General features: G+C 61.6%; 15 protein-coding genes. 4 read left to right on the top strand and 11 right to left on the bottom strand.

Annotation, left to right across the window (positions count from 1 at the left end):
- Nucleotides 1–51: 51 nt before the first annotated feature.
- Nucleotides 52–1305, top strand: a complete 1254-nt coding sequence (gene ligD, locus SB659_RS05755) for a non-homologous end-joining DNA ligase (RefSeq protein ID WP_410549761.1) — start codon at nt 52–54, stop codon at nt 1303–1305.
- An 18-nt stretch (nt 1306–1323) separates the two neighbouring features.
- On the opposite strand, the gene SB659_RS05750 is transcribed toward ligD, so the two are convergent.
- Together SB659_RS05750 and SB659_RS05745 are read right to left on the bottom strand one after the other, a co-directional pair.
- Nucleotides 1324–2031: a DedA family protein gene (locus SB659_RS05750; RefSeq protein ID WP_410549760.1), complete on the bottom strand. Its 708-nt coding sequence runs from the start codon at nt 2029–2031 to the stop codon at nt 1324–1326.
- A 50-nt stretch (nt 2032–2081) separates the two neighbouring features.
- Nucleotides 2082–2810, bottom strand: coding sequence for a phosphatase PAP2 family protein (locus tag SB659_RS05745; RefSeq protein ID WP_410549759.1), 729 nt, complete (start codon nt 2808–2810; stop codon nt 2082–2084).
- Between the two features lie 94 nt (nt 2811–2904).
- On the opposite strand from SB659_RS05745, the gene SB659_RS05740 reads away from it, so the two are divergent.
- Nucleotides 2905–3576, top strand: a complete 672-nt coding sequence (locus SB659_RS05740) for a response regulator transcription factor (RefSeq protein WP_410549758.1) — start codon at nt 2905–2907, stop codon at nt 3574–3576.
- Here the strand turns inward: SB659_RS05740 and SB659_RS05735 are convergent.
- The 6 genes from SB659_RS05735 to SB659_RS05710 form a co-directional block, all read right to left on the bottom strand.
- Complete coding sequence (locus tag SB659_RS05735; protein WP_410549757.1) at nt 3573–4943, bottom strand: sensor histidine kinase; 1371 nt, start codon at nt 4941–4943, stop codon at nt 3573–3575. The two genes, SB659_RS05740 and SB659_RS05735, sit on opposite strands and share 4 nt — an antisense overlap.
- A 64-nt stretch (nt 4944–5007) precedes the next feature.
- Nucleotides 5008–5757 carry an ABC transporter permease gene (locus SB659_RS05730; RefSeq protein WP_410549756.1) on the bottom strand — a complete coding sequence of 250 codons (750 nt, stop codon included), beginning with the start codon at nt 5755–5757 and terminating at the stop codon, nt 5008–5010.
- A 126-nt stretch (nt 5758–5883) separates the two neighbouring features.
- Nucleotides 5884–6378 (bottom strand): hypothetical protein, encoded by a 495-nt coding sequence (locus tag SB659_RS05725; protein ID WP_284978438.1) that lies wholly within the window; start codon nt 6376–6378, stop codon nt 5884–5886.
- A gap of 197 nt (nt 6379–6575) precedes the next feature.
- On the bottom strand, nt 6576–7313 hold the full coding sequence (locus tag SB659_RS05720; RefSeq protein WP_284978439.1) for a GAF and ANTAR domain-containing protein: 738 nt from the start codon (nt 7311–7313) through the stop codon (nt 6576–6578).
- A 171-nt stretch (nt 7314–7484) separates the two neighbouring features.
- Nucleotides 7485–9179, bottom strand: a complete 1695-nt coding sequence (gene mctP, locus SB659_RS05715) for a monocarboxylate uptake permease MctP (protein WP_410549755.1) — start codon at nt 9177–9179, stop codon at nt 7485–7487.
- The gene (locus SB659_RS05710) at nt 9176–9511 is read right to left on the bottom strand and encodes a DUF3311 domain-containing protein (protein WP_284978440.1); all 336 of its coding nucleotides are present in this window, start codon (nt 9509–9511) and stop codon (nt 9176–9178) included. The genes mctP and SB659_RS05710 overlap by 4 nt, the downstream gene beginning before the upstream one ends.
- A 244-nt stretch (nt 9512–9755) precedes the next feature.
- On the opposite strand from SB659_RS05710, the gene SB659_RS05705 reads away from it, so the two are divergent.
- Both SB659_RS05705 and iolB read left to right on the top strand, forming a co-directional pair.
- Complete coding sequence (locus SB659_RS05705; protein ID WP_284978441.1) at nt 9756–10496, top strand: GntR family transcriptional regulator; 741 nt, start codon at nt 9756–9758, stop codon at nt 10494–10496.
- Between the two features lie 16 nt (nt 10497–10512).
- Nucleotides 10513–11406, top strand: a complete 894-nt coding sequence (gene iolB, locus SB659_RS05700; protein WP_284978442.1) for a 5-deoxy-glucuronate isomerase — start codon at nt 10513–10515, stop codon at nt 11404–11406.
- A gap of 123 nt (nt 11407–11529) precedes the next feature.
- On the opposite strand, the gene SB659_RS05695 is transcribed toward iolB, so the two are convergent.
- Genes SB659_RS05695 through SB659_RS05685 form a run of 3 tightly spaced genes read right to left on the bottom strand, consistent with a single transcriptional unit; the run spans nt 11530 to nt 14602 of the window.
- Nucleotides 11530–12564: a Gfo/Idh/MocA family oxidoreductase gene (locus SB659_RS05695; protein ID WP_410549754.1), complete on the bottom strand. Its 1035-nt coding sequence runs from the start codon at nt 12562–12564 to the stop codon at nt 11530–11532.
- Between the two features lie 5 nt (nt 12565–12569).
- Nucleotides 12570–13607 (bottom strand): Gfo/Idh/MocA family protein, encoded by a 1038-nt coding sequence (locus SB659_RS05690; RefSeq protein WP_410549753.1) that lies wholly within the window; start codon nt 13605–13607, stop codon nt 12570–12572.
- Nucleotides 13604–14602, bottom strand: a complete 999-nt coding sequence (locus SB659_RS05685) for a Gfo/Idh/MocA family oxidoreductase (protein ID WP_284978445.1) — start codon at nt 14600–14602, stop codon at nt 13604–13606. The genes SB659_RS05690 and SB659_RS05685 overlap by 4 nt, the downstream gene beginning before the upstream one ends.
- Between the last annotated feature and the right edge of the window lie 43 nt (nt 14603–14645).

The raw sequence follows: 14645 nt of genomic DNA, 5'->3' as shown, positions 1-14645 counted from the left end.
CTGCCTCCTTATGGTCTGGCTGTGACCGGGGATCGTTGCTAGCGTGGCGACATGAGTCCGTCCAAGGCCCCGGCCGAGATCCTTGACATTGCCGGCAATGAGGTCCGCGTCTCGAGTCCGGACAAGATGGTGTTCCCGGAAGCCGGGGTCACCAAGCTGGACCTCGTTCGGTACTACCTCTCAATAGCCGACGGCGCGTTGCGCGGCGCCGGGGGCAGACCGATGGTTTTGAAGCGCTTCACCAAAGGCATCAGTGCCGAACCGTTCTTCCAAAAACGCGTCCCCGAGAACCATCCGGAGTTCATCGACACCGCAACGCTGCACTACGCGTCCGGGACATCCGCGGAGGAAGCCGTTATTCGGGATGCCGCCGGTTTGGCGTGGGTAATCAATCTGGGCTGCCTCGATCTCAACCCGCACCCGGTGCGCGCCGAAGACCTGGACCACCCTGATGAGCTGCGGGTGGACCTTGATCCGATGCCCGGGGTTGATTGGTCCCAGATCGTGGATGTCGCCTATGTGGTGCGGGAGGTGCTGGACGACGTCGGGCTTATCGGATGGCCGAAAACGAGCGGCTCGCGCGGACTCCATATCTTGGTGCGCATAGCGCCGCAGTGGTCGTTCCGGGACGTGCGGCTGGCAGCTGAGACCCTGGCCCGTGAGGTGGAGAACCGGGCCCCTGGCCTGGCCACGGCGCGGTGGTGGAAAGAGGAGCGCGGCGAAAGCGTGTTCGTCGATTTCAATCAAAACGCCAAGGACCGGACCGTAGCGTCGGCATATTCGGTCAGGGCCCTGCCGGATGCCCGGGTCTCGACGCCGCTGAGCTGGGACGAGGTCCGAAGCGCCCGACCCGAACAGTTCACCGTTCTCACCGTGCCTGCCCGTTTCGCCGAGATCGGCGATCCCCACCATGCCATCGATGACGTGGCGGGATCCCTGGACGGACTCCTCGCCATGGCCGCGGACATGGGGCCGGCCGAGAAAGCACCACGTGCTGGCGACGGCACCGGCAGGCGGCAATCCACCATGCCGCTGATCGAGGTAGCGCGAACCAAGACCAAGCCTGAAGCGCTGGCAGCGCTCGATGAGTGGAAAGCAGTTCACGCTAGCGTTGTTCCTGCGCTCCACCCTGCCGACGTACTGGTCGATGGCATGCGTGGCTCAAGTTCCTTGTGGTACCGAGTGCGCGTGAACCTGCAGCACGTTCCCCAAGCGGATCGCCCCGCCCAAGGAGAACTTATTGCGGACTACGATCCCTGGGCAGGTAAGGAATGGACAGGACGCCAGGAGCTAGGTCCGGCCTGACGGCGATGTTGCTCCGGGTTAGTTCCGCTCGGGGCTCCCGCTCGTTACCGGCTGGCGGCGCTTGGACCTGATCAGTTCGGCAATCATTGGCACCACGGACACCAGGACTATGGCAACAAAGATCAGGTCGATGTTTTTGCCGATCCAGTCGAATTGGCCCAGCCCGTAGCCGAGCAATGTCATGCCCATCCCCCACACGAACGCACCCATCGCGTTGAAAAGGATGAATGTGCGGTAGCTCATGTTGGCAGCTCCCGCTACCACCGGGGTCAAGGTGCGGATGACCGGAACAAAGCGGGCAAGTATCACCGCACGGCCGCCGTACCTGTCAAAGAATGCGTGCGCCTTAGCCAGGCGCTCCTGCTTGAACAACCGGGCGTCTGGTCGCCTGAAGAGAGCGGGACCGGTCTTCTTGCCAATAAGGTAGCCCGTCTGGTCCCCCACAAATGCGCAGACAAAAACAAGGGCACCCAAGAGGAAGATGTTGATGTTGAGTGCTCCCGTCGCCACCAGCAGCCCAGCGGTGAAGAGGAGCGAGTCTCCGGGAAGGAAGAAACCCACCAACAGCCCCGACTCGGCGAAGACGAACCCGCCGATAATGAGCAGGAGCCAGGGAGCCAAGGCTGGTTGATGAAGAACGACGGCGGGGTCAGCCCAGTCCGGGAGCAAGCCGGCACCGACCCTGCCCGTGCCGAGTGCACTGATGAATCGCGGAGAAAAGTCCATGGTTCAACGGTATGTGGGCCCTCCTGAGAAAGGCCTGTGGAAGGTTCGGACTACCGCGGGGCGCGCTGCATTCGAGTGCTGTCCCATCGGCGTGCCAGTGGCGGCGCGAGCAGGTTGTTCCAGATGGGCAGCCAGGCCAGGATTGCGGCACCACTGATCAGCAACGAACCGGACACGTCCGAAATGTAGTGGGCGCCGAGGTACAACCGGGAGAACGCAACGAGTGCCACGAAAACGAGTCCTGCCACGCCTGCCAACAGGCGCTGGGCCCGATTCCGCGCCACAACCAACACCACCGCCAAAGCCAAAGACACAGCAACTGCGGTGTGTCCGGAGGGAAAACTATCGAGTTGCGTTTCCCGGACAAGGGCAGAAACTGCGTCCGCTGGGGGCCGGGGTCGGCTGACTACTTGTTTTGCCACAGTTGAGCTGAGCCAACCAACGGCCGCCACCGAGGTGAAGGCGAGAGCCTGCAGTGGACGGCGCCTACGCCAGGCCATCCAACAAAATATCAGCACGAGGAGGACGATTGTCCCCGCTGGTGCCAGGACATAATTGATGACTTCGCTGAACCCTGTCAGAACAGCGCTCCGTCCGTGGCTTAATTCGACATCAACGCCCAGTTCCGGTGTGGTCCGTCCCATCGACTTCGCCAGCAAACCTAGGCCGAGGCCTGCGAGGTACAGAACAGCAGCCGGCATTATCCATAGCCATGATCGCAGAGGCAGTATCCCCACGGATGGTTTTTGCGCGTCGTGCGCGGGTGTGGCAGTCTCCACAGGATTAGTCCTTATCGTCGGGACGGGTAAATGGCCTCGTTACACCATGGGGTCCGCGTACTGAGAAGATGCTGAGAGGCGAAAGGGCCAGACCATGAGGATCCTGCTCGTTGAGGATGAGAAGACGCTCGCTGATACGCTGCGTCGCGGCTTGGCAAACGAAGGATTCGTGGTGGACGTCACCCACGACGGCGTGAGCGGTCTGTGGGCGGCGACGGAAAACCCCTACGACGTCGTTTTGCTCGACCTCATGCTTCCGTTGAAGAACGGCTATGACGTCCTCCGGGAGATGCGGAGCCGCAGCATCTGGACCCCTGTCATGATGCTGACAGCCAAGGATGGCGAGTACGACCAAACTGACGCCTTTGATCTCGGTGCCGACGACTATCTCACCAAACCCTTCAGCTTCCTGGTTCTCGTGGCCCGGATCCGGGCCTTGATCCGCCGCGGGGCCCCTGAACGTCCGGTGATTCTGTCTTTGGGCAGCCTTTCACTGGACCCGGTCGCCCGGACTGTCCGTCGCGGCGCCGAACCCATCACCCTGACGCCCCGGGAGTACGGGCTACTGCAATACCTGATGCGCCGGCACGATCAAGTGGTGTCAAAGGCCGAGATACTCGACAACGTATGGGACCCTGACTTCGACGGCCGCGACAACGTCGTCGAGGTTTACATTGGCTACTTGAGGCGCAAGATCGATTCGCCATTCGGCGTGCAGACGTTGTCGACGGTTCGGGGAATGGGCTATCGGCTGACTGCGGACTAGCTGCCCACCAAAGGCAGCACCATCCGGAAGCGACTGGTGCCAGCGGCCGTTTCACCCGCCTCAACCGTCCCATGATGCGCCGCCACAATCCCGGCCACGATCGCAAGCCCCAAGCCACTGCCACCACTTTCCCGGGACCGGCTTTCATCCAAGCGGACAAACCGTTCAAAAACCCTCTGTCGTTCTTCCAGGGGAATCGGAGGACCGTCATTCTCTATCGTCAGCACAGCGTTTCCGTCGTGGCTCAGCAGGTCAATGTCAATCCGCGAGGTGGCATGGCGGTCCGCGTTGTCCAGGATATTGCGGACGGCTTGGCCAAGCTGCCGCGCGTCCCCCAGAACGCGCGCAGGGCCCAAATGCGCGTTGATCGCATTCCGGCCAGTGGACTTAAGCCTTCTGAGTTCGGCGTCGACAACATCGTCCAAATCCACGTCGATGGCGTCGACTTCAAGTCTTTCGTCATTGGTTTTGGCCAGGGTCAGCAGGTCTTCCACAAGATACCGCATACGGTCAGTCTCCTCGCCCAGCACCCCTTTCATGTCCCGCCACGTCTCGCCTGTGGGGTCAGCAGAGGCTATCTCTACTCCCGCGCTGAGGGTTGCCAGCGGACTGCGCAGCTCGTGAGATGCGTCTGCAACGAAACGGCGTTGTTCCCGGTCCGAAGACTCCAGCCGCTCCAGCATGTTGTTCATGGTCAATGCCAGCGCTTGGATCTCATCCGCTGTTGAGGGTACTTCCACCCGTTCGTCCAATCGACGGGCGTTGATGGCTGCCACTTGGGCGCGAATTCTTTCCACCTGTCGCAATGACCGTCCCACCAACGCCCAGACGGATACTCCCACCACCATCAGGAGCACGGGAGTTGCCCCTAGGATGAACCATCCCACCGTGATGATTGTTTGCTTCTGAATGGCCTCCGCCGCGGCCACCACCACAGTGAAGGTTTTATTGTTTGAGCTGGCCCCGGTAGCAACCACCAAGAACTCGTCGTCGTTTCCGATGATCGAAAGGTCAGACACATCCTGGGTCAATGTTTGGCCGTCGGCCGGCCGCAGTTGAGTCAGGGGCGTCTTTGCCGCGGCCGGGACTGACGCGGCAACCACTGCACCTGCGGAATTGATGATTTGAACGATTTGGTCCGGACGCGACGTAGAAGACACATACCTGGCAGCCTCAGTGTCGTCCGGATCGCCGAGTTGGGCGGCCACATCCTGAGCCTTCTGCCGCGCGGTCCCTTCAGCGTCCGCGGCGAGCGAGGTCTGAAGGAGGACAAGCAAGACGATCGCCCCCACCAGCAGGGCAGCCGCAACGACACCCACCGCGGTGGCTGTGGCACGTTTACGGATCCCCCAACGCGTTCTTCGCATGCTCCAAGAATGGATCACGCGAGCAGATCCCAACAACTTTGCCACCGGCCAACGGTTCTGGCCGTTAGCTGGGCAACTTCGGGCGAACCCGGACGGGAGCCAGCGCCGCAATCACCGCCGTCGCCGTGACCGTGCCGGCGGCCATGATGCCGGCAAGGACCACAATCTGGAACCTGCCCGCCTCGAGAGGAGAGATGCCACCGAAAATTGCGCCGACAAATGCTCCAGGCAACGTCACGAGGCCTGTGGTCTTGGTCTGGTCAATGGAGGGAATGATCGCGGCATAGACACTGGTCCTGGCCAAGTCTTGGGTGGACCGCCTGGGCGTTGCTCCAAGCGCCAGCCAGCCCTCCACTTCTTCCCAGCGGGCATCCACTGCTTCCGTGAAGCGACGGCCGGCCAAGGTGGCCGTAGTCATCGTGTTTCCGATGATGATCCCCCCGATAGCCAACGCGTACCGTGGCGTCAACGGAATTGCCCCGGAGGCAAACACGATCAGCAGCGTGACAGTCACTCCCGCCGCCATTGAGCCGGCGACCATTGCGAGGCCCTGCCGCGACCACGCGATGCGGCGCGTGGCAGTCAGCACGGCGACACTGAACATCACCAGCAAAGCCAATGCCACGAAAGCAGGATTGGTGATGATCCCGCTGAGGATCACGCTGATAATCGCGAGTTGGACGGCTCCGCGCAAGACCGCGACGGCAAGAGTCATCCGGGGACGGACTCCAAAAAGCCCCAATACCCCGATCGACACCACCACAAAGAGCACCACGCAGAACAGGGTGGGACTCAGGGTTTCAATGGTAGTCACAACGGCCAGCCTATCCGGCGACGCGGGGAGAGACGCCGCCCCAAGGGGACGGCGCCCCAATCACCTCATTTCACTCGTGGCTGTGCCCGCGCCGTTAGGGATCAGAGCCGCTAGGAACCAGGGCCGCTAGGAACCAGAGGGGGCCGGCGTCGTGGACTGCGTGCTTCCACTGGAACCGCCGGCATCATCCGCGTCCCCGTCGTTGCCTCCCCTGCCGTGGCCGCCCGCGCCGGGACCGGCCTCGGTTCCGGTGACCTTGAAGTTGGCGTCGAGCTTCACCGTTGCGTGGGTGCCATCGGACTTGGTGATGTGCGCCTCATAAGTGGCACCATCGGCGTCGGTCTCCATGCGGTCGATGGTGGCGGTTGGCTGCGCCGCCTTGACGGCCGCCTGTACCTTGGCCGCGGTATCGCCGGTGAGGACTGACTCCGTGATGCCGTTGGCTTGGTGCGGTCCCTGGGCAGCTTGGGTTTCCGTACCGTAGCCGTTGGTGGCCGCCGTCGAACTGGATGACGTGCCTCCAGTGTCAGCCATTGCCGGCAACGTTGAAACTCCAACCGCGCCGCCTCCGATCACAGCAGCGAGCATGATGCCGGCGGTGGTCGTATTGATCTTTGCCATGTGCATTCCTCCTGAGTTGGACCCGGCGCGTCGGGTTACCCGGCACGCCGGCAGGCCGCAGGAGCGGCCATGTACTCAGCTTCGAGTTGTGCGTTGTGCCTGCCCTGTCGTCAGGCTGTACGGGCGCTGTGAAGACACAGGTGGAGGTGTCGCCGTAGTTTGGGCCGTTGACGGCGGGTGCTCTGGTTGTCGAAATCCTAGTTGTCGAAAGTAGCGGACACTTCCGTTTTACCGGAATGCCCACTGACCATGGCAAGCGCGACGTCGTGCAGCTTCTGGTTTCGATTTTGGGAGGCCTTCAAGAGGAAGTCAAAGGCTTCTTCCTGTGTGCACTTGTTCTGCGCCATGATCATGCCGCTGGCCAGGTCGATGGCGGTCCTTCGCGCCATGGCCGCCTTCAGGTCTTCCGCAAGCAAGTCAGCGGCTGCGATCCGAAGGGAAAGCCGCAACGCTTGGGCCGCGATATCGGCGAAGACGGACGCCTCCTGAGTAGCTTCTTCAGTGAAAAGGCCGATGTCACCAGCAAAGAAGTTCAGGGCCGCCGCTGCGTCCTCGCCCAAGGACAACGGAACACCAAGGACGCTCCGAACACCGGACAGGGATAGATCTTTGCAGTACTTGGGCCACCGTTGGTCCGTGCCAACATCAGCGAGCAGCACGGGCGTTGAACTTTCCAACGCCAGTTGGGCGGGGCCGTCACCATTGGACTGCTCAATCCCGTCCAGCAGAATTGCGTCGTCACTGCTTCCCGCGATGGTCACCGCTCTTTTCCGGCGCCACAACGTCACCGCGCACTCGACCTGTGCGCCCGTTGCCCGGCTCATGGTGGTGGCTGCGAACCTGGTCATGCCATCCAGGAATCCTTTGACATCCCCGCTGCCTGTGATGAGCCGGTGAAGCCGTTGAAAGTCATCGTGCTGTTCTTCAGTTGCCATGGTGGCCGCCCAGAAGAGCATCGTTGAAGTCGTGCAAAGCGTTATCCTCCGGGCGTAAGCCAATGAATCGCCGGACTTCTTCAGCGCAAAAACTTCATCTCAACTATGCATGAAATTCTTGTTTGCTTCAAAGTTGGACAGAAGACGATTGCCGACGGCCGATTTCCCCCGCTACCCCAGCGCATCACCCGATTCGCTTAACGGGTAGGCGCGTTCGATCTCGGCAACTTTCGGATCATGCTCATCCGCACCGTAGTCCGACTCCCGGGTGATGTCCCTGCCATCTGCCATCTTCATCGCCCGGAAGACCAGCGTGAGGATGACCGCCACCAGAATATTGATCACGAAAGCCACGATGGCGATGTACACCTGGATGTCGGTGCCCGGAATGGCTGCGACAGAGCCGCCGAAGTGCGCTTTCGTCGCCGGGTTAACCACGTTGTAGGCGGCGATAGTGCCGTACAAGATGCCGGCGGCCCATCCGGCAAACAAAGCCCACCGGTGGAACCAGCGGGTGTAGAGGCCGGCGACGATGGCCGGGAAGGTCTGCAAGATCCAAATCCCGCCCAAGAGCTGCATGTTGATCGCAGCCGATTGATCCATCCCGATAACGAACACAAGGGCACCAAACTTGACTACCAGGGACGCGATCTTGGAGACCTTGGCCTCCTGCCGCGGGTCTGCGGTGGGCCGAATGAGGTCCCGGTAGATGTTTCGCGTGAACAGGTTTGCCGCGGCAATGGACATGATGGCCGCTGGAACCAAGGCCCCAATGGCGATGGCGGCCAGTGCGATCCCCGCGAACCAGGCCGGGAAGTGGTCGAGGAAGAGCTGTGGAACCACCAGCTGGGGGTTGACTGTGCCGTTTAGGTCAATGGGTTTGGTACCCGCTGAGATGGCGACGTAACCCAGAAGGGCCAGGAAGCCCAGCATCAATGAATACAGCGGCAGGACGGCGGCGTTCTTACGGATGGTATTCCGGCTCTTCGTTGCCAAGACTCCGGTGATTGAGTGCGGGTACATGAACAACGCCAATGCCGAACCCAGTGCCAGTGTCCAGTAAGCGGAGTAACTGCTTGCTCCCGGAATGAAGACGCCAGCAGGTTTCCCGGTCGCCGGACTCACTGCAGTGAGTTTTTGCTGTGCCGCGCCGAAAATGCTGTCCCAGCCGCCGAATTTGATCGGCAGGTAAATGACGGCGACGATGACCGCGAGATAGATCAGCAGGTCCTTGACGACGGCGATAAGCGCCGGAGCACGCAGTCCCGAGGTGTAGGTGTAAGCAGCCAAGACGACGAAGGCGACGATCAGTGGCAGGTCCGTCAGAAGCGCGTTCTCGGCGCTGCCTAGGCCCAGTACGGTCAGGACAGCCTTGATGCCGACCAACTGGAGCGCAATGTAGGGCATCGTCGCGACAATGCCCGTGACTGCTACCGCGACGGTAAGCACCCGGCTTCCATAGCGTCCGCCGACGAAATCGGCCGGTGTAACGAACCCGTGGCGGTGGGAGACGGACCATAGCCGGCTCATGAGCACGAAGACAATCGGGTAGAGCACGATGGTGTAGGGAACGGCGAAGAATCCGCTGACCGCCCCGGTGGCCCACATGGCGGCCGGGACTGCCACGAAAGTGTAAGCCGTGTAAAGGTCCCCGCCCAGAAGGAACCAAGTGACCCATGTGCCGAATCCACGGCCACCGAGTCCCCATTCGTCGAGGCTATGAAGGCCACTTTCCTCCCCGGCGCGCCAGCGGGCGGCGAGGAAGCCAACGACGGCCACCACCAGGAAAAGTACGATGACGACGGTGAGTGCCACGCCGTTCACCGGCCGGTCAGGCGTAGCCACCGGCACGCTCATGGCGTTCATCGGACCTCCCCCTGCCCGACCCCACCGCGTATGGCGTCCCGACGTCGTCGATCCTCCCTGACCACCACCTGATAAGAGATGCCAACCAGGCCTGCGGTGATGGGCACCCACAGCATCTGGTACCAGTAGAAGAAGGGGATGCCGGCCAAGCGCGGGCTATCGCTCGAGTAGCTGGGCACAAACAAGGGCACAACGATTGCGATGGCCAGGAGGATACCGGCGATCACATACGGGGCCGGCTTGGCCGGGCTCCTGGTTGGCATATCGTGGTCGGTCGGCACATCAGGACGGGCCGGCCCTTCGGGACTGGTCGGCATATCGGCACTGGACATGGACGCCTCCTTATGAAGACGGCTCCCGCATCAGGAAGGGTTCCCGGAACGTACGGGTGGCCTGCCGGACCGGCACCACTCCGGTCCACGTTCAGAATAGACAGTTTGCTTACAGTCTGGAACCCCGAATCTTGACCATTTCTACCATCCTGCTAACATCATCTTGAAAGTATGTCCTATCAAGAGAACAAATGGCGACATATCCGCAACGTTGCGGGTGGGCCTCAAACGTGGGGAATGTCCAATGGCAAATCAACTGGGTCTCAACATCGACCGCTCCTCTCCGGTGCCCTTGTACCATCAGGTCGTCCAGGGCATCGAAGCGGCTATCCATAGCGGCCTTTTGGAACCCGGCAGCCGGCTGGAGAACGAGATCGACCTTGCCGCCCAGCTCAATCTGTCCCGCCCCACAATGCGGAAAGCTATGGACGAACTGGTCCGTTCCGGTCTCTTGGTCAGGAAACGGGGAGTCGGGACCCAAGTGGTATCCAGCCAAGTGCGGCGCCCCTTGGAACTTTCGAGCCTGTTCGATGACCTCACCAACGACGGCAAGAAGCCAACCACACAGGTTCTGACCTTCTCCCACGTCGAGGCAGATGCACCGACCCTCGCCACGCTTCAGCTTCCGGCGGGCTCCATGGTTTACCACTTCACCCGCCTTCGTAAAGTCGGCGGCAAGCCGCTGGCGCTGATGGAGAACTGGGTCCGGGACGACATTGCGGCGATGGATGAAGAGATGCTCGCCTCCGAAGGCCTTTACTCCATTCTTCGACGTGGCGGTGTGAATTTCCGATTGGCAACCCAACGGATTGGGGCCATGATCGCTAATGACTACCAAGCGCCCCTCCTCGAAACAGACGTCAACTCCGCCCTGGTAACCATGGAGCGCACGGCCGTGGACGACACCGGCCGCAACGTCGAGACTGGCCACCACGTGTATCGGGCCGATTCCTACAGTTTTGAAATGACCCTCGTACAGCGCTAACGCAAGGACACCTACTATGACCAATTGGGTCTACCCTCTGGGAACTGCTTCCGACGGTAATTGGGATATCTCCCTTGGAACATCGGATTCCACTACTGCGGTAGCTGGCTGGAAACATACCGGGTTGAAAGTTGCCACCCTCCCAGCCGGGAATGCGGTTGACCTTCCTGCTGTTGATGAGGAACGCATCGTCATACCCCTGAGCGGATCATTCAGCGTTACGGTTGACGACGTCGACTACGCCCTCGCCGGGCGGCCCTCGGTGTTCCATGGCCCAAGCGACGTCCTGTATTCAGGCATCGGGCGGGCGATCACCATCAAGGCCAGCGACGGCGGACGCGTAGCCGTAGCGACCGCGCCTGCACAGTCGTCTTACCCCACGCGGCTGATCACCGCCGCGGAAACCCCCGTGGAACTTCGCGGTGGCGGCAACTGCTCCCGGCAGGTCCACAATTTCGGGACCCCTGCGGCTTTGGAAGCAGATCGTTTCATCGTTTGCGAAGTCATTACCCCAGCCGGTAACTGGTCGTCCTACCCTCCGCACAAGCATGATGAAGAAAAGGAGGGCGAGACACATCTCGAGGAGATCTACTACTTCGAAACGCAGGTGGCTGCAGGTATGGGGGCCCCGAGCGACGCTGATGCGATCGGTTACCAGCGCGTGTATGCCTCTGACGAACGGCCTATCGATGTCTCCGCTGAGGTGCGGACAGGGGACGTGGTCCTGGTTCCTTACGGCTGGCATGGCCCGGCGATGGCGGCCCCGGGTTACGACCTGTACTACCTCAACGTCATGGCTGGCCCCGGACCGGTACGCGAATGGTTGATCAGCGATGATCCGCACCACGGCTGGGTCAGGCAAAGCTGGGACGGCATGGAGATCGACCCGCGGCTACCGTTCGGGGCCTGACCAAAAGTACTCCTCCCGGCTGCCACCGGTACAACTCCCCGCAAACAGAACAGTGCTCCTTCCGGAAATACGTTCCGGAAGGAGCACTCTGTTTATTCTCCAGGGCTTTCAGGCTGCACTTAGTCAGCTGAGAACACTGACTCCCACCCGTACTGGCGCTCCGGTAGCGAGGGACTCCTGGGCAGCATCAGCTACCAAGGAAGCCGCCACGGCGTCCTCCGGCGTGCAGGGATTGCTCCGCTCTCCCAAAATCAACTCGACGAAAGCGGCCATCTCGAACCGGTAGGCCTGGTCGAAGCGTTCAGCGAAGGTCTGGTGCGGGTGGCCGCCGGGAAAGGAGACACCGCTTTCAGCCGATACCAATGCCGTTTTATCGTCCAGCCCAACGAGGACCGAGTTGTCCGAACCCTGAATCTCCAGCCGGACGTCATGTCCGGCCCCGTTGTAGCGGCTCGCCGAAACCGTGCCTACGGTGCCGTCGTCGAGCGTTATCAGGGCCAAGGCGGTGTCCACGTCTCCCACTCCCCCGATAGCCGGGTCGCCGCGGTTGGATCCTTTCGCGTAGACCTCAACGATCTCCCGCCCGGTTAACCACCGGACAATATCAAAATCATGCACCGAACAGTCCCGGAAGAGGCCGCCGGAGGTGGCCAGGAATTCCACCGGCGGCGGCGCCATGTCGCAGGTGACCGCGCGCAGTGAATGGATCCAGCCAAGCTCACCGGCCAGGAAAGCACGCCTGGCCTCAAGGTACCCAACGTCGAACCGACGCTGGTGGCCAATCTGGACCACCCCGCGGTTATCCCTGATGAAGTCCAACACTGGTAGGGATTCTGCGACGTTCATGGCCACCGGTTTCTCGCAAAAGACCGGGATGCCGGCTGTAACGCCCGCACGAATAAGCTCCGGGTGCGTCGCAGTTCCCGTGGCGATGATCAATCCGTCCAGCCCCGAAGCAAGCATCGCTGCCGCTGAAGGGAAGAACTCCGCACCGAGCCCGGCAGCGATAGTGCGTGCATGGTCCGCTGCGACGTCAGTGAGCCTCAGCTGCAGGTCCACTCCACGCCGATGAAGCACATCGCGTAGGCCTGCGATGTTGTTCGCATGCATTACGCCTATGCGTCCCACTCCGACTAATCCGAGAACTACGATTTTCATCTGGGTCATTCCTTCGTCGATTCCGGGAAAGCTATCCCTAACTGGCGGCGTATCTCATCTGCGACTTCCAAGGTGCGGACGGAAGCGGAGAGTGTGCGCGGTTCGGCTTCCTTGCGGCCTTCAGCGATTGCCCGCGCAACAGCAGTAGCTTCGTGATGCAGCCCCTCGACATGGCCTCCCTTGGCTTCCTCATAGCGCAACCGGGTTCCGTCGGGAAAGCGCACGTCGAAGCCGCCGGGCATATTGAAGGGGCCGTCGATTGTCAATGTGGCATGGGAGCCGACGATCGTGGCTGACGTGGGGGTGAAGTTGTGCAGGTGCGTATTCACCACCGCTTGGGCACCGCCGTCGAACGTCATGATGGCCGAAAGCTGCGCATTGACCCCGGACGGGTGGGGCTGGCCGACGGCGAACACCTGAAGGGGGTCACCAAGGACCTCGGTGACCAGTGCCAACGGGTACATTCCCAAGTCCAACAGAGGTCCACCTGCAAGCCCTGGATTGAAGATCCGGTGGCTTGGATCGAAATGCTCCCCGTATTCGGCCACGACGGTGGTTATCCCGCCAAGCATCCCGGCTTCGAGGACCTGACGGATAACGTCGAACTTCGGGAGGAAGAAGGTCCACATGGCTTCAGCGGCGAATACACCGGCCTGTTCGGCCCGGGCCGCGATATCGCGCGCTTGAGCAGCGTCGAGTCCGATCGGCTTCTCGATTAGAACGTGCTTGCCGGCCTCTATCGCGAGAACAGCGGCTGCGTGGTGGCCCGTGTGCGGCGTGCAGATGTAGACGATGTCGATGTCCGGCGCAGCAGCCAATTCCTCGTAGCTGCCGTACGCTGCCGGAATGTTGTACGCTTCGGCGAATGCCTTGGAACGCTTGAGGGAGCGGGAGCCGACGGCGGCGATGACCTGTCCGGTGTGGGCTTGGACCGACTCGGTGAAACGTTCCGCTATCCATCCGGGACCCATGACGCCCCAGCGGAGGACAGGTGCATCGCGGGAATCCGGCACCCGTGAGGCCGGCAGGCCGGAATGCGTCATGAGTAGCTGACTTTCGTGAAGGCGCCGTTGCTGCGAAGCGACAGGGTCAATGCCTGAGCCACCAGGGAGGCGTTGAGCCCATCCCGGGCAGTCGCCAGTGGCGGCCGCTCACCCGCAGCGAGCGCAGTGATCCAGGCCTGCAGCTGAAGCCGGTAGGCGTCAGCGAAGCGGGGGCGCCAATCCGGGGGAACCAGGACGTGTTTGGCGCCCTGTTCCTCAACGTCCAGCACGGCAGGTTCCCTGAGCGCGGTAGTCCCGCGCTCGCTCACCACCTCGCAGCGTGTCACGTAGCCGTACTGTGCGTTGAGGAAAAGCTCCAGCGTGGTGAGAGTGCCGTCTTCGCAGCGGAAGGTCATGAGCGCGGGATCCTGCAAACCCGGGCCCGCGGCGCCGGAACTGCGGCCACCCTGCCATGAAACTTCGATGATCGGGGACCCCAACAACCAAGGGACGATGTCCAATTCGTGGATTGCCGAGTTAGTGATGGCCGATTCCGAGGTGGTTCCAGGCCCGGCCGAGATACCGCGACTAACGCAGTGCAGCATCAATGGCTCCCCCTGGACACGCTGCTGTATCCCCTCCCGGAGTGCCACGTAGCCTGGGTCGAAGCGGCGCATGAACCCCAAGGACAACAGGGAGGTGCCGGTAGCTGCCACCATGTCCGCATCGGCAGCAACCACTTCGAGGCTTTCCAAGACAGTTGGCGCCAACGGCTTCTCGCACAGCACCGGCGTCATCGCTTCGAAGCACTCAAGGACCAACCCTGCGTGCGTGGAATCGTGTGAGGCAACCAGGACGGCCTCCACCTCACTGGAGTTGATCAGCTCGGTGGGGTCTGTGGTCAGGCGGGCCGACGACGGCGCGGCGCTGGCAGCGCGGTCAATGTCCAGATCGGCCACAAACGTCACCTCCGCCCCCTTGACGGCGGTAGATAGGTTCCTGATGTGGTCTGCGCCCATGATTCCGGCGCCGATAACGCCTACCCGGATGGACATGATGCTCCTCTTTTCAGGTTAAGTAATTGTCAGCGGTGTGGTG

The organism is Arthrobacter sp. SIMBA_036, assembly GCF_046535135.1.
Classification (GTDB): domain Bacteria; phylum Actinomycetota; class Actinomycetes; order Actinomycetales; family Micrococcaceae; genus Arthrobacter.
This window is presented reverse-complemented; position numbering and strand designations above follow the sequence as displayed.

Bases quoted from the DNA above. Each gene is read 5' to 3' on its own strand.
- iolB (WP_284978442.1), top strand. From the start codon at position 10,513: ATGACCAATTGGGTCTACCCTCTGGGAACTGCTTCCGACGGTAATTGG.
- SB659_RS05720 (WP_284978439.1), bottom strand. From the start codon at position 7,313: ATGGCAACTGAAGAACAGCACGATGACTTTCAACGGCTTCACCGGCTC.
- SB659_RS05710 (WP_284978440.1), bottom strand. From the start codon at position 9,511: ATGTCCAGTGCCGATATGCCGACCAGTCCCGAAGGGCCGGCCCGTCCT.
- SB659_RS05735 (WP_410549757.1), bottom strand. From the start codon at position 4,943: ATGCGAAGAACGCGTTGGGGGATCCGTAAACGTGCCACAGCCACCGCG.
- SB659_RS05750 (WP_410549760.1), bottom strand. From the start codon at position 2,031: ATGGACTTTTCTCCGCGATTCATCAGTGCACTCGGCACGGGCAGGGTC.
- SB659_RS05705 (WP_284978441.1), top strand. From the start codon at position 9,756: ATGGCAAATCAACTGGGTCTCAACATCGACCGCTCCTCTCCGGTGCCC.
- SB659_RS05725 (WP_284978438.1), bottom strand. From the start codon at position 6,378: ATGGCAAAGATCAATACGACCACCGCCGGCATCATGCTCGCTGCTGTG.
- SB659_RS05740 (WP_410549758.1), top strand. From the start codon at position 2,905: ATGAGGATCCTGCTCGTTGAGGATGAGAAGACGCTCGCTGATACGCTG.
- SB659_RS05690 (WP_410549753.1), bottom strand. From the start codon at position 13,607: ATGACGCATTCCGGCCTGCCGGCCTCACGGGTGCCGGATTCCCGCGAT.
- SB659_RS05685 (WP_284978445.1), bottom strand. From the start codon at position 14,602: ATGTCCATCCGGGTAGGCGTTATCGGCGCCGGAATCATGGGCGCAGAC.
- SB659_RS05695 (WP_410549754.1), bottom strand. From the start codon at position 12,564: ATGAAAATCGTAGTTCTCGGATTAGTCGGAGTGGGACGCATAGGCGTA.
- ligD (WP_410549761.1), top strand. From the start codon at position 52: ATGAGTCCGTCCAAGGCCCCGGCCGAGATCCTTGACATTGCCGGCAAT.
- mctP (WP_410549755.1), bottom strand. From the start codon at position 9,179: ATGAACGCCATGAGCGTGCCGGTGGCTACGCCTGACCGGCCGGTGAAC.